Here is a 23593-nt window from a genome sequence, read left to right as displayed (position 1 = left end):
CAGAAAATGACCGGCCCGTTCAAAACGCACGCGCATGAACGACGCGGCGAAAGGCCTGTTACCGGCTTCGCCCATCACTTTCCTCGAAAAACTGTCGGGCCATTCAACCCGATCTTCTGCAACAAAAACAGCAATCAAACGTGCAGACGCAAAAAAGCCGGGAATTTCCCGGCTGCCGCATCATACACACGTTTTCCCAAAGGATCACCCCGCCCGAGGTTTTAGCCGCCGGGCGGAATGATTCAGGTCAACGTCGCATCAAGGCTTGGCCTTCTCCAGATACTTGAAGAAGTCGCTGCCTGGGTCGAGGACCATGACGTCGGATTTGTTCGCGAAGCTTTCACGGTAGGCGCGCAGGCTACGGTAGAACGCGTAGAACTCCTGATCCTGACCGTAGGCCTTGGAATAGATCGCAGCAGCCTGGGCGTCGCCGTCACCACGAATCTCTTCGGATTCACGATAGGCTTCAGCCAGCAACACGCGGCGTTGACGATCGGCGTCGGCACGGATGCCTTCGGCCAGCTCGTTACCCTTGGCGCGATGCTCGCGAGCTTCACGCTCACGCTCGGTACTCATGCGTTCGAACACGCTGCGGTTCACTTCTTTCGGCAGATCGATAGCCTTGACCCGGACATCGACCACTTCGATACCCAGCTCCTTTTCCGCCATCTTGTTCAGCGACGCCGTGATATCGGCCATCAGCGCATCACGCTCACCGGACACCACTTCATGCAGAGTGCGCTTACCAAACTGGTCACGCAGCCCCGACTCCAGACGACGGGACAGACGCTCGTCGGCGATCTGCTTGAGGCCGGACGTTGCGGTGTAGAAACGCTCGGCATCCTTCACCCGCCACTTGGCGTAGGCATCGACCATCACGGCTTTCTTTTCCAGCGTCAAAAAACGCTGTGTCGGCGCATCCAGCGTCATCAGGCGGGCGTCGAACTTGCGCACCTGGTTGACGTAAGGAACCTTCACATGCAGACCCGGCTGAACGTCAGCCTGAACCACGCGACCGAACTGCAGCAACACCGCGCGCTCGGTCTGAGCGACGATGTAGAAGCAGTTCCAGGCAGCGATCGCCACGACAACGCCGACAATAAGGGCGATCAGCGATTTATTGCTCATCAGCGACTCTCCCTGGTACGCGCCTGCTGTTGCTGCAGATCGGCTGCGGCACGTGCATTGGCTTCATTGCTGGAGGCTGCCGCACTGTTCACCGGAGCACTGGTGTTGCGACCACTTTCAACCATCTTGTCCAGCGGCAGGTACAGCAGGTTGCTCTGGCCGTTCTTGTTGCCGGTCACGAGCACCTTGCTGGTATTGCTGAAGACTTCCTGCATGGTGTCCAGGTACAGACGCTCGCGGGTCACTTCAGGGGCCTTGCGATACTCGGCGACCAGTTTGGTGAAGCGATCCGCCTCACCCTTGGCGCGCGAGACCGTTTCGTCACGGTAGCCGTTGGCATCTTCAAGGATCCGCTGGGCCTGACCACGGGCTTCCGGCACCACGCCGTTGGCGTAGGTTTCAGCCTGGTTGCGCGAACGCTGCTCGTCTTCACGGGCGCGGATCACATCATCGAAGGCTTCCTGTACTTCACGCGGTGCCGCTGCGCTCTGTACGTTGACCTGGGTGACGGTGATACCGGTGCGATAGGTATCAAGGAAACGTTGCAGACGCTCCTTGATCTCGCTGGCCATCAGTTCACGACCTTCGGTCAGCACCTGGTCCATCGCGGTGGAACCCACCACATGGCGCAGCGCACTTTCGGTCGCATGCTGCAGGCTGATTTCCGGCTGGTCGACGTTCAGCACGAAGTCCTGCAGGTTGCTGATCTTGTACTGCACGGTGAGTGGGACTTCGACGATGTTTTCGTCTTCGGTCAGCATCTGGCCCTGCTTGGTGTAGGCACGCTCACGCGTGACGTTCTCCATGAACTTCTTGTCGATCGGCGGGAAGTAGATATTCAGGCCGGGACCGACAGTCTCGTGGTACTTGCCGAAGCGCAGCACAACGGCTTGCTCCTGCTCGTCCACGACGTACACCGCGCTGTACAGCCAGACGGCCGCCAGCACGACCAGGCCGATGCCCAGCAGGCCGCCGAAGCCGCCGCCCTTGCCCGAGCCACCACCGTCATCACCGCGTTTTTTTCCACCACCGAACAACCCGTTCAGGCTTTCCTGCAGCTTTCGGAAGGCCTCGTCGAGATCCGGCGGCCCCTTGCGGTCGCCGTTGTTGCGACGCTTGCCACCCCAAGGATCCTGATTGTTCGAGTTGCCACCCGGCTCATTCCAAGCCATAGCGCTCTCCATCTGATAAAGCAAAGACGCACCCACGGCGCGCCGACCAATGCTACAGAATGCCTGCCGTTGCGGCACAACCGCTTTGTCAGGCTTTTATTGCAAAGTGTGTTGCTCGATGAACTCCGTCGGCACAACGCCTTCACGACTGACCAGTCGATTGAGCTCCGAGCGTGGCAATCGAACGGCCAGCAAGCTGACGCCTTCTTCGTCGTATTCTTCTTTCTGTACCGCGCCCAGTTCGAAGAACTGTGCACGCAGACGCGCAAACCGCTGAGGCAAACGCAAGGTACCGACAAACAAATCACTGCCCAGCAATTCGGCAATGGCTTGCTCAAGCAATTCCAGGCCAGTGCCATCACGGGCTGACAACCAGACCCGCTGGGGCTTGCCGTTTTCATCGCGCTGGATTTGTGGCTCAACGCCTTCAAGCAAATCGAGTTTGTTATAGACCTCGAGGATCGGCAAGTCCTGGGCACCGATCTCGCCCAGCACCACCATCACTTGCTCGATCTGCAACATGCGATCCGGTTCGGCCGCATCGATCACGTGCAACAGCAGGTCGGAGTTGCTCGACTCTTCGAGCGTAGACCGAAATGCCTCAACCAGCTTGTGCGGCAAATGACGAATGAAACCCACGGTGTCAGCCAGGACAATCGGCCCCAGATCGTCCAGTTCCAGACGGCGCAGGGTCGGGTCAAGCGTGGCGAACAGTTGGTCAGCCGCGTACACCTCGGACTTCGTCACATTATTGAACAGCGTGGATTTACCGGCGTTGGTGTATCCCACCAGAGACACGGTAGGGATATCCGCACGCGAGCGGCCGCGACGCGACTGTTCGCGCTGGCTGCGCACTTTTTCCAGCCGGCCCTTGATCTGGCGCAGGCGTACCCGCAGCAGTCGCCGGTCGGTTTCGAGCTGGGTTTCACCCGGGCCGCGCATGCCGATACCGCCACCCTGACGTTCAAGGTGAGTCCAGCCGCGGACCAGCCGGGTGCTCATGTGGTCAAGCTGGGCCAGTTCTACCTGGAGCTTGCCCTCATGGGTACGGGCGCGCTGGGCAAAAATATCCAGAATCAGACCGGTACGGTCGATCACGCGACACTCGAAAACACGTTCGAGGTTACGTTCCTGACTAGGCGTAAGGGTGTGATTGAAGATCACCAGATCGGCTTCTTCGGCGTGGACCAGGTCGCGCAGTTCCTCGACCTTGCCGCTGCCAATCAGGTATTTGGCGGTTGGCCGATGACGCGGCACGTTAAAAAACGCAACGGTCTCGGCGCCTGCCGAATTTGCCAGCTCCTGAAACTCCTGCGGATCTTCGCGCGCCTCAGGGTCCTGTCCATCCAAGTGAACGAGGATGACTCGTTCACCACCACCGTGGCGCTCAAAGAACAAAGGAGACTCCTATCAGGCGTTACCTGGCTCAGCGTCACCTGCTTCGGATTCGGTTGCGCTTGGCAGACGAATTGGACGAACCGGCACCACTGTAGAGATAGCGTGTTTGTAAACCATCTGGCTGACGGTGTTCTTCAGCAGGATAACGAACTGGTCGAACGACTCGATCGTGCCTTGCAGTTTGATCCCGTTCACCAGGTAGATGGAAACCCCCACTTTCTCTTTACGTAAAGTATTCAAGTAAGGGTCTTGTAGCGAATGCCCTTTTGACATGTGCCGCACTCCTTTAAGGATTCAATATAAAAAATAGGTAAACAGATGGCTTTTGCCGCCACACCCCCAAGGATAGACGGCAATTGCAAGGACTCAGCTCAATATGGAGATCGTCCCAAGGTATTTCAAGGCGCGTGGCAGATTGTCGCAATCCAGACTGTCGAGCCAGTGTAAATCTTTCCAGCTGCGCAGCCAGGTGAACTGGCGTTTGGCCAATTGGCGCGTGGCGATGATGCCCCGTTCCTGCATCTCGGCCGACGTCAGCTTGCCATCCAGGAAGTCCCAGACCTGGCGGTAGCCTACCGCACGTATAGACGGCAACCCGGCATGCAGGTCACTTCTATTACGCAGGGCTACGACCTCGTCGATGAATCCCTGTTCCAGCATATTTGTGAATCTTTGTTTAATGCGCTCGTGCAGTACCTGGCGATTAGTTGGTGCAATCGCCAGGTTCGCGACAGTATAGGGCAATTGTTGCAGTCCCGATGCGACCGCTTCGGTACTTTGTACAGATTGTTTCAGCCGCAGTTTAGTCATGCTCTGACCGCTGACCCGGTAAACTTCCAGGGCACGACTCAGTCGTTGCGGATCGTTCGGATGGATGCGTGCCGCCGACTCCGGATCGATCGCTGCCAGTTGATCGTGCAGGGCTTGCCAGCCAAGGCGTGCAGCCTCTTCTTCGATCTGCGCGCGAACCTCGGGATCGGCCGCCGGCATGTCCGCCAGACCTTCGATCAAAGCCTTGTAATAGAGCATTGTACCGCCCACCAGCAGCGGAATTTTTCCACGTGCGGTGATCTCGGCCATCGCTTCCAGCGCATCGCGGCGGAAATCCGCTGCCGAATAGGCTTCGGCCGGATCGAGAATATCGATCAGTCGGTGAGGGAATTCCGCCAGCTGTTCTTTGGAAGGCTTGGCGGTGCCGATGTCCATGCCGCGATAAACCAGCGCCGAATCAACGCTGATCAGCTCGCACGGCAGCACTTTGGTCAGTTCGATGGCCAGGTCGGTCTTGCCCGCAGCGGTCGGGCCCATCAGGAAAATCGCTGGAGGAAGCTGGCTCATCAACGACCGCGCAGGAACAGTTTGTCCAGATCGTCCAGGCCCAGTTGGGTCCAGGTCGGTCGGCCATGGTTGCATTGACCGCTGCGCTCGGTGTTTTCCATGTCGCGCAGCAGGCCGTTCATTTCCGGCAGAGCCAGGCGCCGGTTGGCGCGGATCGCGCCGTGGCAGGCCATGGTACCGAGCAATTCATTCAGGTGCGCCTGGATCCGGTCGCTGGTGCCGTACTCCATCAAGTCCGACAGGACATCGCCCACCAGTCGGTTGGCTTCGGCCTGCTTGAGCAGGGCCGGAATCTGCCGGATGGCCAGGGTTTCCGGGCCAAGACGCTGCAGTTCAAAACCGAGGCGCTGGAACCACGCCGCATGTTCTTCGGCGCAATCGGCCTCGCGCTGACTGACCGCCAGCGACTCCGGCACCAGCAGCGGCTGACCGCTCAGGCCTTCGCTGGCCATGGCGATCTTCAGGCGCTCGTACATGATCCGCTCGTGAGCGGCGTGCATGTCCACCAAAACCAGGCCCTGGGCGTTCTCGGACAGAATATAGATGCCCTTGAGCTGCGCCAGCGCGTAACCAAGCGGCGGAATGTCTTCCTGACCGGCCGGCAGTGCATTGGCGTTCGCCTCGGGCAGCGGCGCGAAAAACTCGCGATACGCCGCCTGAGCTTCGGCGGCCGGCACGGCGGATTGCGGACGCGGCGTGTATTGATATTGATAAGCGCCGCCAGCACTGGCACCGGACGAGGTATTGAACGCCGGTTGCGCTTGCGGCTGCTCCAGCAACGCATTGGCCGCCAGGCGCATTTCGCCTTGCGGTCCGAACTCACCGGCTTCGAGGCCGGTTGGCCGAACGATCGCGGTAGTGACCGAACCGGCGAGCTGGTCTTCCGGGCGCACATCGCCAAGGGCTCGGTGCAAGGTGCCATAGAGGAAATCATGCACCATGCGCCCGTCACGGAAGCGCACCTCGTGTTTGGTCGGGTGCACGTTGACGTCCACCGCTGCCGGATCGACCTCGAAAAACAGCGCAAACGTCGGATGCCGGCCGTTGAACAGTACATCGCGATAAGCCTGACGCACCGCGTGGGCGACCAGTTTGTCGCGTACCGCACGGCCATTGACGAAAAAGTACTGCAAGTCCGCCTGGCTGCGGTTGAAGGTCGGCAGACCGACCCACCCCCACAGGTGCAGGCCATTGCGCTCGATTTCGATCGGCAACGCCTGCTCGAGGAAACCCGAACCGCAGATCGCCGCCACACGCCGTGCGCGGGCCGCATCGTCGTGGGCCTCGTGCAGGCTGAGAATTGTCTTGCCGTTGTGGCGCAAGTGGAAGGCCACGTCGAAACGCGCCAGCGCCAGACGCTTGATCACTTCCTGCAGGTGATCGAATTCGGTTTTTTCAGTCTTGAGGAATTTGCGCCGGGCCGGGGTGTTGAAGAACAGGTCACGGACTTCCACCGACGTGCCGACCGGGTGCGCCGCCGGCTGCACGCGGGGCGCCATGTCGCGGCCTTCGGTTTCGACCTGCCAGGCCTGATCGGCATCACGGGTGCGCGAGGTCAGGGTCAGACGCGCCACGGAGCTGATCGACGCCAGTGCCTCGCCCCGGAAGCCCAGACTCATCACCTGCTCGAGGTCTTCCAGGTTACGGATCTTGCTGGTGGCGTGACGGGCCAGGGCCAACGGCAGGTCATCGGCGGAAATGCCGCTGCCGTCGTCGCGCACTCGCAGCAGTTTGACACCCCCCTGTTCGACATCGACGTCGATGCGCTTGGCGCCGGAGTCGAGGCTGTTTTCCAGCAACTCCTTGATCACCGAAGCCGGGCGTTCGACCACCTCACCGGCGGCAATCTGGTTCGCCAGCCGCGGGCTGAGCAGTTCGATGCGGGCCGCGTTCAGGACCTGGTTCATTCTTTGGACGCCAGTTCGGTGCCGGGAATGGTCAAGTGCTGACCGACTTTCAGATCATCGCTTTTCAGATTGTTGGCGCTGCGCAGCGTGGCCGGCGAAATCTGATACCGCACGGCAATCATCGCCACCGTCTCACCCGGGCCCACCCGGTGATCACGTGGCCCTTGAGCGATCTTGCCCGAATCGCGCAACCAGGCGATGTAACTGCCCGGTGGCGGATTCTGCTGGAAGAACTGGCGCACGCCGCTGCTGATCGAGCGGGCCAGCGCCTGCTGGTGGCTTGCCGCTGAAAGCTTGTTCGCTTCGTTGGCGTTGGAGATGAAGCCGGTTTCCACCAGGATCGACGGGATGTCCGGCGACTTCAGCACCATGAACCCGGCCTGTTCCACACGTTGCTTGTGCAGCGGCGTGACTCGGCCGATGTTGGTCAGGACTTTCTGGCCGACGTTGAGGCTGGAGGTCAGCGAGGCGGTCATCGACAGGTCGAGCAGAACGCCGGCCAGCATCCGGTCCTTGTCGTCAAGGCTGACGTTGCCGGCACCGCCGATCAGGTCGGAACGGTTTTCGCTGTCGGCCAGCCAACGGGCGGTTTCCGAGGTCGCGCCGCGATCGGACAGGGCGAACACCGAAGCACCGAAGGCCGCAGCAGACGGCGCAGCGTCGGCGTGGATCGAGACGAACAGGTCGGCGCCCTTCTTGCGGGCAATCTCGGTACGGCCGCGCAGCGGGATGAAATAGTCGCCGGTACGGGTCAGTTCGGCGCGAAAGCCTTTCATGCCGTTGACCTGACGCTGCAGCTCGCGGGCGATCTGCAGTACCACGTCTTTTTCGCGCTGGCCGCGAGAACCCGACGCACCCGGGTCTTCACCACCGTGCCCGGCGTCGATCACCACAATGATGTCGCGCTTGCCGGCCGGAGCCGGTGGCAACTTGATCGCAGGTTCGGCCGGGGTGACCGGCACCGCAGGAACAGTCGCAACCGTCGGGGTCGCGGCAGGTGTGGGCGGCGGTGCGGCGTCAGCCGGATTGTCGAACAGGTCGACAACCAGACGGTTGCCATATTGCGCATTCGGCGCCAGCGAGAAACTTTTCGGGGTGACGGCTTTCTTCAGATCGATGACCACCCGCAAGTCGGTCGGCGTGCGCTGGGCCGAGCGAATGGCGGTGATCGGTGTGTTGGCGGTCTGCACATTCAGCGGCGTGCCGAGGGTGGCGCCGTTGATATCGATCACCAGACGGTCCGGCGCGGTCAGCGTAAAGACGCTGTGCTGCACCGGACCTGTCAGGTCGAACACCAGTCGCGTGTTGTCCGGCGCCCGCCACAGGCGCACGCTGTTGACCTTCGTCTCGGCCACAGCGTTGACGGTTACTGCCATCAACATCAGTCCAGCGGCAGCCACCAACGCGCGAAAGCGCATACCTAACCCCATCATTCAATTGGTTTCCAATGCCAAAGCGGCACACCAGGCCTCGCCGCGCGAGCCCTGGGATAAAATGGTCAGCGAACGTCCGCTGTCTTGCGGGCTAATGGTAATGGTCAGGTCAGGCTTTGGCAAAAAGCCTGCACCTTTATCGGGCCATTCGATCAGGCACAGGGCGTCGTCTTCGAAATAGTCGCGGATCCCGAGAAACTCCAGCTCCTCCGGATCGACCAGACGATACAGGTCGAAGTGAAATGCCCGGACGTCTCCGATCTCGTAGGGCTCGACCAACGTGAAGGTCGGACTTTTCACCGCCCCGACGTGACCCAGACCGCGAATGATGCCCCGCGACAGCGTGGTTTTGCCCATTCCGAGGTTGCCTTCGAGAAAGATCAGGCCATGACCCTGGGTGATACGGGCGATGCGGGCGCCAAAGTCGCTCATGGCCTGTTCATCGGCCAGGTACAGGGTTACTTCAGACACGGTGCATGCTCCTCCAACAACTGACGAATGGCTGGGATCAGATCACTGGCCGCCAGCCCACGGCCGAATTTACCTTGTTGCAGACCGGCGTTGGCATGCAGCCAAACCGCCAGACACGCGGCATCGAAACCGTCCATGCCCTGGGCCAGCAGCGCGCCGATCAGTCCGGCCAGTACATCGCCGAGCCCGGCGGTCGCCATGGCCGGATGGCCTTGATGACACAGCGCCAGACGACCATCGGGATGCGCAATCAAACTGCCCGCGCCCTTGAGCACCACTACCGCTGTATATTTTTTGCTCAACGCCAGTGCCGCCGCGGGACGGTCGGCCTGCACCTCGGCGGTGCTGACCCCCAGCAGTCGCGCGGCCTCCCCCGGATGCGGCGTGATCACGCAATCCTTGGGCAAACTGACAAAACCTGAGGCCAGCAGGTTCAGTGCATCCGCGTCCCACACCTGCGGCAGCGATGCATTGGCGGCGGCCGACAACAGTGCCCGCCCCCAAGCAGCCTGCCCTAGCCCCGGCCCGACCACCAAAACCGACACCTTTTCCAGCAGCCCCATCAATTGATTGGCCGAAGAAGTGCCCAGCGCCATGGCTTCCGGCACCCTGCTCAACGCCGCTGGTACATGTTCCGGGCGAGTCGCCAGCGACACCATCCCGGCGCCACTGCGCAGCGCGCTTTCGGTGCTCAACAGGATCGCCCCGCCAAAGCCATGATCGCCACCGATCAGCAGCACATGGCCGAAACGCCCCTTGTGCGCAGCCGGCGCACGGGCAGCCAGATGCGCAAGGTTAGTCACGTCAAGCCGACGCGCAGCGAGAGGCATGTCACTGAAGGTTTCGGCCGAAGCCTGCAGATCGTTAAACAGCAGTTCGCCGACGTGATCCGCCGCCGCCCCCGTGAACAGCCCGAGTTTCAGCCCGATGAAAGTCACAGTGAGGTCGGCGTGCACCGCTTCACCCAGCGCATGGCCGGTGTCGGCGCACAACCCGGACGGAATGTCGACCGCCACCACTGGCAGTCCGCTGGCATTGATCGCCGCAATCGCAGCGGCATAGGGCTCACGCACCTCACCACTCAGGCCGGTGCCGAGCAAGGCGTCAACGACGATACCGCGCAACTCGCAGGACAGATCCCATGGAGCAATCGAGACGCCGTCGGCAACGGCCTCGGCGTGCGCCACGGCGGCATCCCCCTTCAAACGCTGCGGCTCGCCGACAGCCAACACTCGTACCGACCATCCCGCCCGATGCGCCAGCGCTGCCACCAGGTAACCATCGCCGGCGTTGTTGCCGTGTCCGGCCAGCACCGTCAATTCATTCGCGGACGGCCATTGGCGCACCAGTGCGCGCCAGGTGGCGTGGGCGGCGCGCTGCATCAATTCGAATCCCGGCGTGCCGGCGGCGATCAGCCGTGCGTCGAGTGCCCGAACCTGCGCGGCGCGGTACAGCGCGTCGGGTAATTGATCTTTAGTGTGCGGCATGCGTCTTCGGGCTCCGATGTCTGGCAGAATTATACGCACCTCAGCTCCGGTTTCTCTCGCCTCATGTCCGCCATCACCACAGATCTGCCTGCCCTCGCCCAATCCATCAAGGACTGGGGCCGCGAGCTGGGCTTCCAGCAAGTCGGCATCAGCGGTCTGGACCTGGCCGAGCATGAGCAGCACCTGCAACGCTGGCTCGAGGCCGGCTACCACGGCGAAATGGATTACATGGGCGCCCACGGCAGCAAACGCTCGCACCCCGAAGAGCTGGTGCCGGGCACCCTGCGCGTGGTGTCGCTGCGCATGGATTACCTGCCGGGCGACACGCAAATGGCGCAATTGCTGGCCAAACCGGAAAAAGCCTACATCTCGCGTTATGCCTTGGGCCGCGATTATCACAAGTTGATCCGTAAACGTGTTCAACAACTGGCGGACAGGATCCAGTCCGAAATCGGCCCGTTCGGCTTTCGCGCCTTTGTCGACAGCGCCCCGGTGCTGGAAAAAGCCATCGCCGAGCAGGCCGGCCTGGGTTGGATCGGCAAGAACACCCTGGTGCTGAACCGCAAGGCCGGCAGTTACTTCTTTCTCAGCGAACTGTTCGTCGACCTGCCCCTGCCGGTGGATAAACCCCACGGCACCGAACACTGCGGACGCTGCACCGCGTGCCTCGACATCTGCCCGACCAACGCCTTCGTCGGCCCGTATGTGCTGGACGCGCGACGTTGCATTTCCTACCTGACCATCGAACTGAAAAACGCCATCCCCGAAGACCTGCGACCGCTGATCGGCAACCGCGTGTTCGGCTGCGACGATTGCCAGATCTGCTGCCCGTGGAACCGCTTCGCCCGCCCGTCCGGCGAAAGCGATTTCAAGCCACGGCACAACCTGGACAATGCCGAACTGGCCGAGCTGTTCTTGTGGGATGAAGACAAATTCCTCAGCCGCACCGAAGGCTCGCCCCTGCGGCGAGCCGGTTACGAGCGCTGGCTGCGCAATCTGGCCGTGGGGTTGGGGAATGCGCCTTCAACGATTCCGGTGCTGGAGGCGTTGAAGGCGCGACGGGACTATCCGTCGGAGTTGGTCAGAGAGCATGTGGAGTGGGCACTGGAACAGCATTCCAGATCTGCGCAGACAGTACCGGCGAACAACGTGCTCAAATCGTAGTTGAGTGCCGTTACCGCATGCCAGTAATACCCGGCCTTGTCATTGATGCCTATTTTTTTTCGTTATAGTGGCCACCCAACTGTTTGATGATGACGATCCTTTTTTCAGGGTTCTCCGTAATATAAATACGGTCCCCCTTCGACAAGTAAAGATGCATGGGTCTTGATGTCGAGGAGGACGGACCGTGCATTGGCGTATATTCGGCATGAATGAGTTTGGCCGCGTCGGCCGGGGAGTTATTCGCTTCAACATGCTTCATGAATATTTCTGCCCTGTCCTCCGAGGCCTTGCGCGCCTCAATCCTGAGAAAATTCATCTTGTCTTTGGGCCTGACCAGTGTCCATGGAATGTCGACCTCTTCCTCCACCGGTGCATTGGCTTTCTTGGCCGCGGCCTTGGCGCCTTTTCCCTTGGCGAGTACCTTGCCCATTTTCATCGTCCCCTTTGAACTGAGTCCCTGCTCAAAGGCTGACGCCAGCTTTCTCCCGGCATTAACAGCAGCTTTGGCGCCAGCCGCCAGACCGGCACCGAGCGAAGCCAATCCAAGGCCGGCACTGATCCAGCCCAACACCTCTCCCGCTGGCGAGTCCGGCGCATGGCCATTGACCACTTCGCTGGCGATACCGGTCAAACCCGAAGCGACGGTCAGTCCCAACGCCGCCAGCGCCCATGGCGTTGCGGCGCCCATCGTCAGCACGCTGGCAACAATCCCGAGAACACCGACTCCGACGCCCAGTATCGATTGCCAGGATATATGCCCTGTCGGGTCGACACGATTGACGGGATCGCCCAGGCAATAAGCGTAAGCACTCAATCCACCCCCGCCAAACGGACTCATGCTGTCGGGACTGAGAAAACGCATCAACGTCGGGCTGTAGGCCCTGTAACCATTGCCCAACAGGTAAAGGCCGGTTGCCCGATCGAGCTGTTCACCATTGAACCCCGCCAGACTGAACATCCCGCCTTCGGCAGGACGATGCCCATACGGGCTGTAAACGCAATCGGTCAGATTTTTTTCATCCAGTTCTGTCAGCACACTGTGTTGCTGATCGGTACCGAACAGCTGCGTGCCGGCGCTCGATCCCAGTTGCTGCTGCCCCACAAGCAGTCCACCGTGACGCACGACACTGGATGAACTTTTACCACTGACTTCATGGATGACACGCCCCTCGTGGTAATAACGCTGGGTAGGTGCATTTTCCGGTTGCGACAGTTCAACCAGATGGTCGAAGCCGTCGTAATGGTAGTTGCGAATGACCGTGCCTGCTGCACCGGTCAGTTGCTCAAGACGCCCGAATGCGTCATAGGCCAGGACTCGCGCCTGGTCATCCTTGATCATCCTGCCGTTGGCGTCGTATTCCAGAGTCACTGCCGGTGGATAGTCGACGTGGGAATGCCTGACGGCACTCAGTTGTACAGGGTCCGGATTGTCGTAGCTGAAGGTGGTCAGATTCACCCCCAGCGGGAACCGCGTCTGTACGGTCAGAAGGTTATCCAGCGCATCGAAAGTGAATGTCTGCTGAATAATCTCCTTGCCATAAGGATCCCGGGGTTTCTGGGTACCCGCACAGTCGTACTGGATCAGCCGCCCGCGCACATCGTAGACAAATCGTTCATCACGTAACATTTGCGTACCGCGCATGGACACTTTCTGTGCCAGTTTGCCGGCGAGCGTATATGACGACACCAGTGTCTGGTCGGGCTGGCCCTTGATCTCGAAAGTACGGCAGGTCTCACGACCGATATCATCATAGGTAAACCGAGTGATCATGCTTCGCTTGATCGAAGTGTCTGCGGTCTTCGTCCATTCAAGCATCCCGGTCAGGGTGCTGTAGTGGAATTCGGTTTTCAGCGCCCCCCGCAAAGTTGACAACAAGCGGCCGTGGTCATCGTATTCGCAAATTTGCTCGACCCCGAGTACATCGACATAGGTAAGCGGTCGCCCCTCGAGGGAATAGGTAAAGGACGTTGCTTTGCTGATATCACCGAAGGTCGTCGTTTCGGATTTGATACGCCCGGAGGGATGATATGCAAAACGATGTTCTCTGCCGTTTTCGGTGCAGGTCAACGGATGACCACTGACGGGATCGTACGTCATGGTCGTGAGCAACGCCCCCGCCTTGCGCTCAGTCAGTAAACCGCCCAGATCTCGCAAATAAGTGAATTCGGTCTTCTTGCCATCGGCGCTTCTGTACCACTCAGGTTGACTGAAGCCCGCTTCGTAACCAGCCTGCGACGTGCGCCCGCCCACCGTACTTTCCGTTAGCCGATTCAAACCGTCATGGATCTGCCGACCCAACACCTTGCCATCGACCTGGATCCCGACCGCAAGCGCTTCGTCAGTGTGATCGGCGTAGTCGGTTACTACCACGCTGGCGTCGGGCATGACATTGCGAATCAGGCGATCAAAGACGTCGTATTCATATCGAGTGGTATTGCCAACCGGATCGGTCTGGCTGACCGTGCGCCCGAGCCCGTCATAGGTATAAGCGGTTTTACCGAGGCTCTCGCTCCTCAGATTGAAGCGCTCGACACTCAGAGGTTTACCAAACTCGTTTATGAGAGTGACTGTCTTGCCCATCCCCTGAAACCAGTTCGTTTGCTGGCGAGCGACCGGATCGATCTCGCTGTATTCGATACGCCCATCGGCATGGAGGGTCTTGCTGAGCTGGCCCCAGTGATCGAATTCGTAGCGGGTCGCCACTGGATAAGGCTTGCCATCACGCCAATCGGTCAGCGTGACTTTTACCTTGTGACCCGCCGAATCATGAATGGCGGAATAAAGCGTTCGACTCTGAATGAGTCCATCCTCGTCCGGATGATCACAGTCCTTTTCCGCAACGGCGATCACCCTTTCCAGGCCGTCATAGGCCACTTTTTGCTCACCACCGGCTGGATCGGTGGTCACTACCGTAGCGGGCTGCTGCTTGCTGGAGGGTAAATAGGCCCATCGGGTAAAGGTTTCGCAGGGGGTATCACGGGCAACCGTTTTGCACACTGCCCGGCCGATCGCGTCATATTCATATTCGATGCGTTCTCCATCGACACCGATGTTCGCGACCTGTAATCCGCTCAGCGTCGAGAGCACTTTCTCACTGGTCTGCAGCGAGCCATCAAACCCGTGTGTACTGGACTTTACCTCCAGTCGGGTGCCCTTGAGCTCATAGGAAAATTCAGTACAGGTTGTTTTACCCGCCAGGGTGATGCTTTGCTCTTTCATGGCCCCGTGCTTGAGCGGGTCCTCGGGTGTATTCAGGTAACGCTTGCCGGTCTTCGATCGCAGGATTTCAACCCCCTCCACCAGCTCGAAAAAACGCTCCTCAACCGGCAGGACGAAGGCCAGTTCCGCACCGTCCAGTGCGGGATGCAGAGCATAGTCATAGTACGTAACCGTCGAGTTTCCGCCCCCCGCGGCTGCGGTGACCGTTCTTCTTTTTTGAAACCTGGCGAAACCCAGCGGATCCTCAGGGCAGTTGTCCCCACCACTTGCCGGATAAAATTCCGACACAGTGGTCATTCCATTCGGCTCGACAAACCTGATCAAGTTGCCTTCACCATCGAACTCGGTAACGGTGACTTCCTCACGCTTGTGTTGGGTACGCCGGTCGAGGTAGGTCACCTTCTGAACCTTCGGCATGCGGAACTGGGCGGGCTGCTCATTGAATGGCTTGGTGACGCTACAGTGATACTCGATAGTCGTTGAGGTCTGGGCATCGCCACTTGTCGTGACCTCTGCGACCAACAAATGGAATTTGTTGTAGGTGCGATTGATGCGAGTGTGCACCTTACCGTTGACCACCAATTGCTCGTCCGAGGAATAGACGTAGCTGGCGGGTGCCAGATAGAGAGGGTCTCCGTCATTGCTTCTGGTCGGGATGAGGCCCTGCCCGAGAAAATTATGGTCAGAATACGAGTAGGCCTTGCAGATCCTGGGTTGATGGCGCCCGGGGTAGATCTCGTGGGCAATGACAAATGGCAGTGTTTGTTCGACGCCATTCACGAAGCGGTGACCTTGTCGCTTGTAGCGAATGATTTCTACACCGCGCAACGGGTTGACGATACGCCGCAAATAGATAGCCTGATCAATGACTTCATATTCCAGCTCCCAGCCTTTGCCGACCGGAAGCTCGATTGCCGTTACCTGACTGTTTTTCAGGATCAATCCATAATCGGAACGAGCCGAAGTATCGGGATGCCGGATCAGCGTTACCTGACCTGCATTGCGTGTGATTTTCAGCAGGCATCGCTTGGTGTCACTGATTTCAGCCAACATGGGAAACTGATTGAACAACACATGCTTCAGCGTGATGCTCACACCATTAGGGGCAATGATTTTTTCCACTACCGCAACTTGAGTGCCAGCCTGAACCTTCAGCAGCTCACGCCGACCGTCCTTGTAGCGAATTTCATAGCGCCCCGCCCCGATCTCCAGCACCTTGGCGGTTTGCAGTTTCATCTCCTTGAACTTCAAGCCGGTAGACGTCTCCACCGCCTTATAACGTTCACCGTTGGCCAGCGTCATGACTTTGCTGCGCAAGTCGTATTGCGCCATGGTCAAAGACCAGCCTACGCCGAAACCGGTATCCACCTGACTGAGCGGATTGAAGCCCAACGAAAGTACAAGCTCAGGGCCATTGAGCTCCGCCGAGTGCAACTTGCCCAAGGACAGCGCACACGTATACATACCGGTGCGAGGATCAACGCCCCCGGAAACGAACTCACTGAAGTTGAAAGCATTTGAATGAGCATTGGAAGAAGAGTTACTTTCCATTGAAAAAACGTCCTTTATTTTCAGATTCAGACATTGGAAACATCATGTGACCTGCAATAATTCGCTGGTCACATGCCGAAATCAGGCAAGCTGTTTCATTGATCGCCGAGACCCATCCAAAATAAAAGTACGCTGTTCCTTATTACCGTCGAGAGAGAGCCTGTGCTCCGTGCCAAACTCATCGATTACTGCAAACTCGAATGCGCTTTCGTTCTCTCGAGCCACTTGCAGGTCTGCTGAAATATACTGAACAAGTGTCAATTGCCCGGGCACTTTGTTAATCGGTACGGTTACGTAGCCGAGAGGACTGCGAAACGTGGCTTTTCCCCCATAAATCGGCGCCAGATAACCGTAAAAATTTCTACGACCATCCTGTGTACCGGGAATATTGCCGGATACGTAGACTCGCACCGCTTCTTCGGAGTCATAAGGGTCAAGTTTTACCTCACTGCTGTACCAGTCGAGGAGATGAACCTGCCTTCCTTCCGCGTGCAGACCAATATGATAATGCTGAATCCAGTCGTAATTAGCCCTCCGCTGCATCTCTCCGTATTTCCTCAACGAAAAGCTGCTCAGCGGATAAACCTTCGGAGGAATAGCTTCCAGGGTAACACTGCTATCAAAACCGATTCCGTTAGTTCGCAATGTCACGTCATTCATGACGATCTCGGCAGCCACTTCCATAGTTCCAGGCCTGGAGGCGGAAACCCAGAATTCAAAAACCTGCACAGGGTCAGAATCGTCACTGATTCGATTGTCCGTTACACGAGGGACTTCAGTAATACGCGGTGCCCCACCCGACATTTCGTGTGCATAGCGATTTTCCTGGGTGGACACGCTCCAGTCGCCCTCCAGAGGCCGGGCGCCGTTATAGGCAATCAGTCGCAGCGTCTGCAAGGCGGGATGCCCATACAGGGACGCGTTGTCTCCACTATTATCAACGCCGTGTAAAAGTACCAACACGCGTACTTGCATGCGACCGTTGGCGTAAAGCACTTTATGCTGGCCAGACCTGCCGGCGTCAAACTTCACCTCGATACGGGAAATACTAAGCTGCTCATCAAACATCAAATAATACCTTGGCAATGAATAAGTTTCGCCCCTCTCAGGACGTGCCGAAGTATTGACGCACGATCAAAACGACAATAAAACCCTTAACACTCTACAAACTATTAACAGACCCAAGCGAGGAAACACCTGAATATCAAATAAAAACTCACACACATTTTTCAAACTTTCAAAAAAGCGGCACCCTTCGCAGACAAACTTAAAGACCATCTTTCCCGGCCCCTTGATTCTGAAGCCTTATTGCCCCCTTCCCTTCCTGCCCCAAGTGAAGCCGGAGCGGAAGAGGGCAGATGGATTGTCCATAGTTATCAAAACATGTTAGACAAACTGGAGGTTTGTTACTTCCTCCAACATTCAGTCACTGTCTGAATCCGTCCCGAATCCGCTCTCTGAGGATTCACTGTCGGACTCCACCTCTGAAAGTGGCTCGTCCATCTGGATTTCTATTTTTCGATCCAGGCTGGAATTGTCCAGATATTGCTCAATCCGCTGCCGCGATACGTGACTCAAGGGGTTATTCACCAGCCCGACAAACAAGCTCTGCGTGTCCGGAATATCGAACAAATCATCGCCCACATTGGAAATATTATTATTCTGCAACGCCAACACCCCGAGTTCTTTCGGCGTATGTATTCCTGAAGGAACATTGGAGAGATTGCCGTCATGCAGTATCAACTCTGTCAACTCCGACATGAAGCCCACGTGCGGCGCGACTGTCAGGGGATTGTGCGCCAGATTCAACAATGTGAGCGTTTCTATTCGAGACAGCCCCTCAGCCGTCACCTCTGTCAGTCTGAGCGAGCAATTTTTCAATGTAAGTTCGCGCAACTCACGCATTTGAAAGATGCCTGACGGAAACTCTTCCGCTCTTACGCCAGTGACCATCAAGTATTGAACATTGGGAAAACTGTCAAGGAACGCGCCTATTCGTACACTGGTTACCGGCGCGGTCAGTATTAACTCTGTTACGTACTCGAAGCGGGTGGACAACCTTGGCAATTCACCAGAAAAATCGACGCTGGAAGAAAAATGGTAGTCACCGTACCCCCATCTCGACACTGACTTGCGTTGCCAGATATCTTGCAGCATTGCGCTGAATTGCTCACGAGCCTGGCGTTCTGCGGCGAACATCGGCGCGCTGCCCGGCGCTGACGATTCCGAACGAGGCGAGGCCTCGCCGGCACTCCATATCGCCAGTTCATCACGCAACATCGCGAACTCTTTTTCAAGCCGCTTCATTACGCCGGATGGATCACTCCTCAAGTGCTGGTTGATAAACGTCGCGACCTCCTCGTCCGAGATCTGTGGATAAAGATCACGTACGCGCTCGGCAACAGACATCCGTCTGTGTACCGGGTCGAGACTTGCAAGGCGGTCAAGCGAATCATGGCTGTCCACCGCATGCCAGAACCTGCCTTCGCCACTGGGCTTCAGCAGCGGGCCGGAAGGGTTGAACTCTCTGGCTTGTGTGGCACGAAACAAGCCACTCTCCGCGTCCGGAACCACTTGCACGAACTGGTTCTCGGCGACTTCCACAAACTGACGCCCCTTGTACATCCGGATGCCCTGCGCATCGGCGTCGCCGAGGTGTGTTGATTTGGGTATCCGGTAGTCAGCCAGCGAGGGGAGCGCGGGAAGTATCGCAAGCTCACTGGTCGCCAAAGAGATCGGGGTCGCGCTCATACTGGCCTCCTGCGTCAGTGCGCCCAAATCTTGCCGGGAAAAAGCGTGCGCCGGCTCCCGTCGATGCGGCATGGATATCTGCGGCGCTGCAGAAGTGGGGGGCGGTGGCCGATGTGAAAAATCGATGCTGAAATCGGGTGAATGGTTTGGGGTAGTAACAGGTTTGACCTTTGGCATTTTGTCGGCCATGAGCTCTCATCCTTGAGGTGTCGTTGCGCTGGCCCCGCAAAACCAAAGGGCCAACGCGAGTCATGAGTACTGCACTGTCTATGCGAATACCTGATGGTTGGACATCACAGCCTATCGATACTCGCAGTATAAAAGCGCATATATACCTACTACTCCCACCGCATGTGCATCAGCAAACCAGCAAATCAACCTCGCTCCAGCGTGAAGTTGCGCGTGTAAAAATCCAGCCTGAACGCCAGCTTGTGCTCGGTGCCATGTTGATCAATGGCACGAAAGTGAAGAACTTCGCCGTACCTGGAGACTGGGGCAAGTTCAGAATACTCGGACAGCGCCTGAACAACCGTCAGTTCTCCGTCGTGATCATTGACCCTTACAGAATACTTTTTAGATTTTCTTGTGATGGCATCGGGAAAAAGGAACGCAATAGGATCTCCATTAAATGGCAGTTGCACGTCCAGAGTGTGTCGTTCCGGGCGGACAAAAGTGGCCAGCATATAATTGGTTCTCGACTCCTCTAACTTGTTCCCTCCAGCAAAGGCGTAGTCCTCCCCTGCTTGAGCGCCGTCTGCAATCCAATCAATCAGTTTGATCTGCTGTCCCTGCGGGTAAAGCCCCAGATAATAGTTAAAGATACGATTACCGGGTTGTTCATTGCCGCGCCGGGATTGATACCAGCGGAACTGTTCAATGGCATAGGCCACAGGCGTCTGTGATTCGATCGTGATGCTGCTGTCATGGACGCTGGAAAGCGTGGTCCCGTTACTGAGAACCCTCACCCCGTTCAGCGACAAGCGTGCAGCAATTCTGGTCGTTCCCGCGACCGACGAGGATACCCAGAAAGTGCGAACCTGAGGATGGACGCTATCACTTTCGGCATCGTCTTCGTGAACGATCCCGACTGCAGCCGAAGTCTGTGCTTCAAGGGTGTAACGCCCTTGCTCGGTGCTCGCGGCCCAGCCATCACGTAACGTCCTGCCAGTGCTGTAATGGATAAGCTCTATGCTATTCATTACATCATCCGGCACGTGCATGGCGTCGCCGTCGGCGTCCACCCCGGAAACCAGAACTTGCACTTTCACCTGCATACGGCCATTGCCGTAAAGCGATTTACTGCTAGTGCCATCACCGGTATCAAACTTTACTTTGAAACTGGCGAGTCCTTCGAGAACAGGCGGGGTAGTTTGCTGATGCCGTGTTGCGCTCACATCTTCACTCATGAAGTATTTCCTTTGAGAAGTTCTATTTAAGGATTGTCCTTGAACAACCCATCAACAAAAGAAATAACACGACTTCAGAATAACCAACAAAGCGGAAAATGTAAGAAACATGCACTTGCAAGTCCCTCACCATCTGCAATCGAGCAAAAACAATTCGCGGCAAAAAAATATCAATGCTCGTCGTTATAGACAAACTTTGGCATTTCCCAATGGAAACGAATCGCCAACAACCGCAACAAAAAACCGCCAAACAAGGTGATCAGGATTGCCTGTTCACTCGGCACATTGAGGTACAGGCACAGCATGTAACACCAGGCCGCTGCAAAAGAGACGCTGGCATACAGCTCGCGGCGGAAGATCAACGGAATATCGTTGCAGAAGATATCGCGCAGGATGCCCCCGAACACGCCGGTGATCACGCCACTGACCGAGGCCACCAGCATGCCGTGGCCCATTTCCAGGGCGGTCATGCAACCGATCAGGGTGAACGCCACCAGACCGACCGCGTCGAGCACCAGAAACAGCGAACGCAGGTGACGCATCCACCGTGCGGTGAACACGGTGATCATCGCCGCAACCGTCGTCAGCACCAGGTATTCCGGGTGTTTGACCCAGGTCAGCGGGTAGTGCCCGAGCAGCACGTCGCGCACCGAACCGCCGCCCAATGCCGTGACGCAGGCAATCAGCACCACGCCGAACCAGTCCATGCCGCGACGGCCCGCAGACAGGGCGCCGGTCATGGCTTCGGCAGTAATGGCGACGAGGTAGAGCATCAGCAACATGGTGGCGATCCTGGCAGGAAGGCGCGCAGTCTACTCACTTCACCGAGGCACCAAAAGAGGGCGCCTCGGCGTGGGTGCCGATCTCAGAACTTGATGAAGTGCTTGCGGTAGTGCTGCAGCTCGGCGATGGATTCACGGATGTCGTCCAGCGCCAGGTGAGTGCTGCCCTTCTTGAAGCTGTCACGCACGTCCGGCGCCCAGCGCGCGGCCAGTTCCTTGAGCGTGGAAACGTCGAGGTTGCGGTAGTGGAAGTAGCTTTCCAGCGACTTCATGTGGGTATAAAGAAAGCGCCGATCCTGGCAGATGCTGTTGCCACAGATCGGTGACTTGCCTTTCGGCACCCATTTTTCCAGAAAGGCGATGGTTTCGGCCTCGGCCTCGGCCATGCTCACGCGGCTGTCGCGCACACGCTGAGTCAGGCCGGAGTTGCCGTGGGTGCGTGTGTTCCACTCATCCATGCGCGCGAGGACTTCATCGCTATGGTGGATGGCGATCACCGGGCCTTCGGCCAGGGTGTTCAGGTCACTGTCGGTGACGATGGTGGCCATTTCGATGATGACGTCGTTTTCAGGATCCAGACCGGTCATTTCGAGGTCGATCCAGATCAGATTCTGCGGGTTTTGCATATTTCGGCTCCTGAGCAATGCTGCGCAGTTTAGCCTAGGCAGCCTGCCGGGCGTGCTAAACTCGCGGCCGTTTTACCTAATCGCTGCATTCTTCAGACGGAACACCCATGGCCAAACGCCAACTCAATCGTCGTCAAAACTGGCGCATCGAAAAGATTCAGGGCGAGCGCGCCGCCCGCGCCGCCAAACGCGAGTCCTCGGCCGTCGAGGCGCTCGAAGGCGGCGATTTGGGCCCGGAACAGCACGGCCTGGTGATCGCCCACTTCGGTGTGCAGGTCGAGGTCGAGGCCGTTGACGGCGAACTGGCCGGCCAGGTCTTCCGCTGCCACCTGCGGGCCAACCTGCCTGCATTGGTGACCGGCGATCGGGTGGTCTGGCGCGCCGGCAACCAGGGCATCGGCGTGATCGTTGCGCAACTGCCGCGCACCACCGAGCTGTGCCGTCCGGACAGCCGTGGCCAGCTCAAACCGGTGGCCGCCAACGTCGACATGATCGTCATCGTTTTCGCCCCGCTGCCCGAGCCCCATGCCAACCTGATCGACCGCTATCTGGTCGCCGCCGAGCACGCCGGCATCCGCCCATTGCTGCTGCTGAACAAATTCGACCTGATCGACGAGCAGAACGCCCCGGCGCTGAATGCCCTGCTGGCGGTGTACCGCACGCTGGGTTATCCGGTGCTGGAAGTCTCGGCGCACCACGGCAATGGCATGGAGCAATTGCAGAAACAACTCGACGGGCGCATCAGCGTGTTCGTCGGTCAGTCCGGTGTCGGCAAGTCGTCATTGGTCAACAGCCTGTTGCCGGAAGTTGAAACCCGCGTCGGCCCGCTGTCCGAGCTGTCCGGTCAGGGCACGCACACGACGACCACTGCGCGCCTGTTCCATTTCCCCGGTGGCGGCGAGCTGATCGACTCCCCGGGCATCCGTGAATTCGGCCTCGGCCACGTCAGCCGCGCCGACGTCGAAGCCGGGTTCATCGAGTTCAACGACCTGCTCGGCACCTGCCGCTTCCGCGACTGCAAGCACGACCGCGAACCGGGCTGCGCCCTGCTCAAGGCCCTGGAAGATGGCCGCGTGCAGCAGCAGCGAATGAACAGCTACCGCTCGATCATCGCCAGCTTGCCGGAAAACGGTTACTGAATATCCGCGACGGCAGCACCTCGCCCGAGGGCTGCCGGATGTCGGACCGCGTCTGACAAATCCGGTAATCCGTTAAACGTCAGACTCTTCTGAAAGCCCCGACTGCACCTGCTTGCAGGACATTTCTCTTTCACCGCTCAGACCTTGCCGGCACGCGCCAGATGCCTAAATTGGGTTCCTCTTTCGCACTACGCGACCTCCGAGGAACCTCATGCAAACCTATCATTTGTTCATCAGTCACTCGTGGAACTACTCCGGCTCCCACGACAATCTGATCCGCCTGCTCAGCGATCACCCGACCTTCACCTTCAAGAATTTCTCGGTGCCACCGCATAATCCGATTACCGATGCGCGCACTGACAAACAGCTGGAAGAAGCCATCGAAAACAAGATCCGCCCCTGCTCGGCAGTGCTGGTCATGGCCGGGATGTACTCGGCCTACAGCAAGTGGATCCAGAAGGAAATCGAGATCGCCAAGCGTCTTGGCAAGGTGATCATCGCGATTCGTCCCCATGGCGCCGAACGCACCGCAAAAGTGGTCAGCGACGCCGCGCACGTCGAATGTGCGTGGAATACCAATAGCATCGTCAGTGCCATACGCCTTCATACGGCGGTGTAAT

General features: G+C 58.2%; 18 protein-coding genes. 3 read left to right on the top strand and 15 right to left on the bottom strand.

The genetic code is table 11. The annotated features are described in order from the left end of the window. Positions 1–258 precede the first annotated feature (258 nt). The 9 genes from hflC to ACKJSM_RS06185 form a co-directional block, all read right to left on the bottom strand. The gene (hflC, locus tag ACKJSM_RS06225; protein WP_410236957.1) at positions 259–1128 is read right to left on the bottom strand and encodes a protease modulator HflC; all 870 of its coding nucleotides are present in this window, start codon (positions 1126–1128) and stop codon (positions 259–261) included. Beyond that, a complete protein-coding gene (gene hflK, locus ACKJSM_RS06220) occupies positions 1128–2300 on the bottom strand; it encodes an FtsH protease activity modulator HflK (RefSeq protein ID WP_410236956.1) in 1173 nt (390 codons plus the stop codon). The genes hflC and hflK overlap by 1 nt, the downstream gene beginning before the upstream one ends. 96 nt (positions 2301–2396) lie before the next feature. After that, a complete protein-coding gene (gene hflX / locus ACKJSM_RS06215; protein WP_236181917.1) occupies positions 2397–3698 on the bottom strand; it encodes a ribosome rescue GTPase HflX in 1302 nt (433 codons plus the stop codon). A gap of 12 nt (positions 3699–3710) precedes the next feature. After that, the gene (hfq, locus tag ACKJSM_RS06210; protein WP_007902656.1) at positions 3711–3971 is read right to left on the bottom strand and encodes an RNA chaperone Hfq; all 261 of its coding nucleotides are present in this window, start codon (positions 3969–3971) and stop codon (positions 3711–3713) included. Positions 3972–4064: 93 nt separating this feature from the next. Next, a complete protein-coding gene (miaA, locus tag ACKJSM_RS06205) occupies positions 4065–5036 on the bottom strand; it encodes a tRNA (adenosine(37)-N6)-dimethylallyltransferase MiaA (protein ID WP_410236953.1) in 972 nt (323 codons plus the stop codon). Continuing rightward, positions 5036–6943, bottom strand: coding sequence for a DNA mismatch repair endonuclease MutL (gene mutL, locus ACKJSM_RS06200; RefSeq protein ID WP_085667723.1), 1908 nt, complete (start codon positions 6941–6943; stop codon positions 5036–5038). Before mutL ends, miaA begins: the two co-directional genes overlap by 1 nt. Then, positions 6940–8325 carry an N-acetylmuramoyl-L-alanine amidase gene (locus tag ACKJSM_RS06195; RefSeq protein ID WP_410237069.1) on the bottom strand — a complete coding sequence of 462 codons (1386 nt, stop codon included), beginning with the start codon at positions 8323–8325 and terminating at the stop codon, positions 6940–6942. The genes mutL and ACKJSM_RS06195 overlap by 4 nt, the downstream gene beginning before the upstream one ends. A 51-nt stretch (positions 8326–8376) precedes the next feature. After that, positions 8377–8847 carry a tRNA (adenosine(37)-N6)-threonylcarbamoyltransferase complex ATPase subunit type 1 TsaE gene (gene tsaE, locus ACKJSM_RS06190; protein WP_007950729.1) on the bottom strand — a complete coding sequence of 157 codons (471 nt, stop codon included), beginning with the start codon at positions 8845–8847 and terminating at the stop codon, positions 8377–8379. Then, complete coding sequence (locus tag ACKJSM_RS06185) at positions 8835–10334, bottom strand: NAD(P)H-hydrate dehydratase (protein ID WP_410236951.1); 1500 nt, start codon at positions 10332–10334, stop codon at positions 8835–8837. Before ACKJSM_RS06185 ends, tsaE begins: the two co-directional genes overlap by 13 nt. A gap of 63 nt (positions 10335–10397) precedes the next feature. On the opposite strand from ACKJSM_RS06185, the gene queG reads away from it, so the two are divergent. Then, positions 10398–11498 (top strand): tRNA epoxyqueuosine(34) reductase QueG, encoded by a 1101-nt coding sequence (gene queG, locus ACKJSM_RS06180; RefSeq protein WP_236181202.1) that lies wholly within the window; start codon positions 10398–10400, stop codon positions 11496–11498. Positions 11499–11547: 49 nt separating this feature from the next. On the opposite strand, the gene ACKJSM_RS06175 is transcribed toward queG, so the two are convergent. From ACKJSM_RS06175 to orn, 6 genes are all read right to left on the bottom strand, one after another. Then, complete coding sequence (locus ACKJSM_RS06175) at positions 11548–16269, bottom strand: RHS repeat domain-containing protein (protein WP_410236949.1); 4722 nt, start codon at positions 16267–16269, stop codon at positions 11548–11550. 81 nt (positions 16270–16350) lie between these two features. Next, positions 16351–17337: a hypothetical protein gene (locus ACKJSM_RS06170; RefSeq protein WP_410236948.1), complete on the bottom strand. Its 987-nt coding sequence runs from the start codon at positions 17335–17337 to the stop codon at positions 16351–16353. A 354-nt stretch (positions 17338–17691) separates the two neighbouring features. Next, positions 17692–19209: a leucine-rich repeat domain-containing protein gene (locus ACKJSM_RS06165; RefSeq protein ID WP_410236947.1), complete on the bottom strand. Its 1518-nt coding sequence runs from the start codon at positions 19207–19209 to the stop codon at positions 17692–17694. A 185-nt stretch (positions 19210–19394) separates the two neighbouring features. Then, entirely contained in the window at positions 19395–20426 is a 1032-nt protein-coding gene (locus ACKJSM_RS06160; protein WP_410236945.1) for a hypothetical protein, read from the bottom strand. A 170-nt stretch (positions 20427–20596) separates the two neighbouring features. After that, entirely contained in the window at positions 20597–21208 is a 612-nt protein-coding gene (locus ACKJSM_RS06155; RefSeq protein WP_064379088.1) for a trimeric intracellular cation channel family protein, read from the bottom strand. An 83-nt stretch (positions 21209–21291) separates the two neighbouring features. After that, positions 21292–21834 (bottom strand): oligoribonuclease, encoded by a 543-nt coding sequence (gene orn, locus ACKJSM_RS06150; protein ID WP_007950739.1) that lies wholly within the window; start codon positions 21832–21834, stop codon positions 21292–21294. 107 nt (positions 21835–21941) lie between these two features. On the opposite strand from orn, the gene rsgA reads away from it, so the two are divergent. Continuing rightward, entirely contained in the window at positions 21942–22973 is a 1032-nt protein-coding gene (gene rsgA, locus ACKJSM_RS06145; RefSeq protein WP_039766628.1) for a small ribosomal subunit biogenesis GTPase RsgA, read from the top strand. Between the two features lie 211 nt (positions 22974–23184). Beyond that, positions 23185–23592 (top strand): TIR domain-containing protein, encoded by a 408-nt coding sequence (locus tag ACKJSM_RS06140; RefSeq protein ID WP_236181197.1) that lies wholly within the window; start codon positions 23185–23187, stop codon positions 23590–23592. The last annotated feature ends 1 nt before the right edge of the window (position 23593 follow it).

It is taken from the genome of Pseudomonas sp. PHC1, assembly GCF_046487845.1.
In the GTDB taxonomy this organism is placed as follows: domain Bacteria; phylum Pseudomonadota; class Gammaproteobacteria; order Pseudomonadales; family Pseudomonadaceae; genus Aquipseudomonas; species Aquipseudomonas sputi.
Note: the sequence above shows the minus strand (reverse complement) of the source record. Positions and strands in the feature narration are given on the sequence as shown.

What these genes read in the sequence shown, in the direction of transcription:
- hflC (WP_410236957.1), bottom strand. Translation starts at nt 1,128, where the DNA reads ATGAGCAATAAATCGCTGATCGCCCTTATTGTCGGCGTTGTCGTGGCG.
- hflK (WP_410236956.1), bottom strand. Translation starts at nt 2,300, where the DNA reads ATGGCTTGGAATGAGCCGGGTGGCAACTCGAACAATCAGGATCCTTGG.
- hfq (WP_007902656.1), bottom strand. Translation starts at nt 3,971, where the DNA reads ATGTCAAAAGGGCATTCGCTACAAGACCCTTACTTGAATACTTTACGT.
- miaA (WP_410236953.1), bottom strand. Translation starts at nt 5,036, where the DNA reads ATGAGCCAGCTTCCTCCAGCGATTTTCCTGATGGGCCCGACCGCTGCG.
- mutL (WP_085667723.1), bottom strand. Translation starts at nt 6,943, where the DNA reads ATGAACCAGGTCCTGAACGCGGCCCGCATCGAACTGCTCAGCCCGCGG.
- ACKJSM_RS06195 (WP_410237069.1), bottom strand. Translation starts at nt 8,325, where the DNA reads ATGTTGATGGCAGTAACCGTCAACGCTGTGGCCGAGACGAAGGTCAAC.
- ACKJSM_RS06185 (WP_410236951.1), bottom strand. Translation starts at nt 10,334, where the DNA reads ATGCCGCACACTAAAGATCAATTACCCGACGCGCTGTACCGCGCCGCG.
- queG (WP_236181202.1), top strand. Translation starts at nt 10,398, where the DNA reads ATGTCCGCCATCACCACAGATCTGCCTGCCCTCGCCCAATCCATCAAG.
- ACKJSM_RS06175 (WP_410236949.1), bottom strand. Translation starts at nt 16,269, where the DNA reads ATGGAAAGTAACTCTTCTTCCAATGCTCATTCAAATGCTTTCAACTTC.
- ACKJSM_RS06170 (WP_410236948.1), bottom strand. Translation starts at nt 17,337, where the DNA reads ATGTTTGATGAGCAGCTTAGTATTTCCCGTATCGAGGTGAAGTTTGAC.
- ACKJSM_RS06165 (WP_410236947.1), bottom strand. Translation starts at nt 19,209, where the DNA reads ATGGCCGACAAAATGCCAAAGGTCAAACCTGTTACTACCCCAAACCAT.
- ACKJSM_RS06160 (WP_410236945.1), bottom strand. Translation starts at nt 20,426, where the DNA reads ATGAGTGAAGATGTGAGCGCAACACGGCATCAGCAAACTACCCCGCCT.
- ACKJSM_RS06155 (WP_064379088.1), bottom strand. Translation starts at nt 21,208, where the DNA reads ATGTTGCTGATGCTCTACCTCGTCGCCATTACTGCCGAAGCCATGACC.
- orn (WP_007950739.1), bottom strand. Translation starts at nt 21,834, where the DNA reads ATGCAAAACCCGCAGAATCTGATCTGGATCGACCTCGAAATGACCGGT.
- rsgA (WP_039766628.1), top strand. Translation starts at nt 21,942, where the DNA reads ATGGCCAAACGCCAACTCAATCGTCGTCAAAACTGGCGCATCGAAAAG.
- ACKJSM_RS06140 (WP_236181197.1), top strand. Translation starts at nt 23,185, where the DNA reads ATGCAAACCTATCATTTGTTCATCAGTCACTCGTGGAACTACTCCGGC.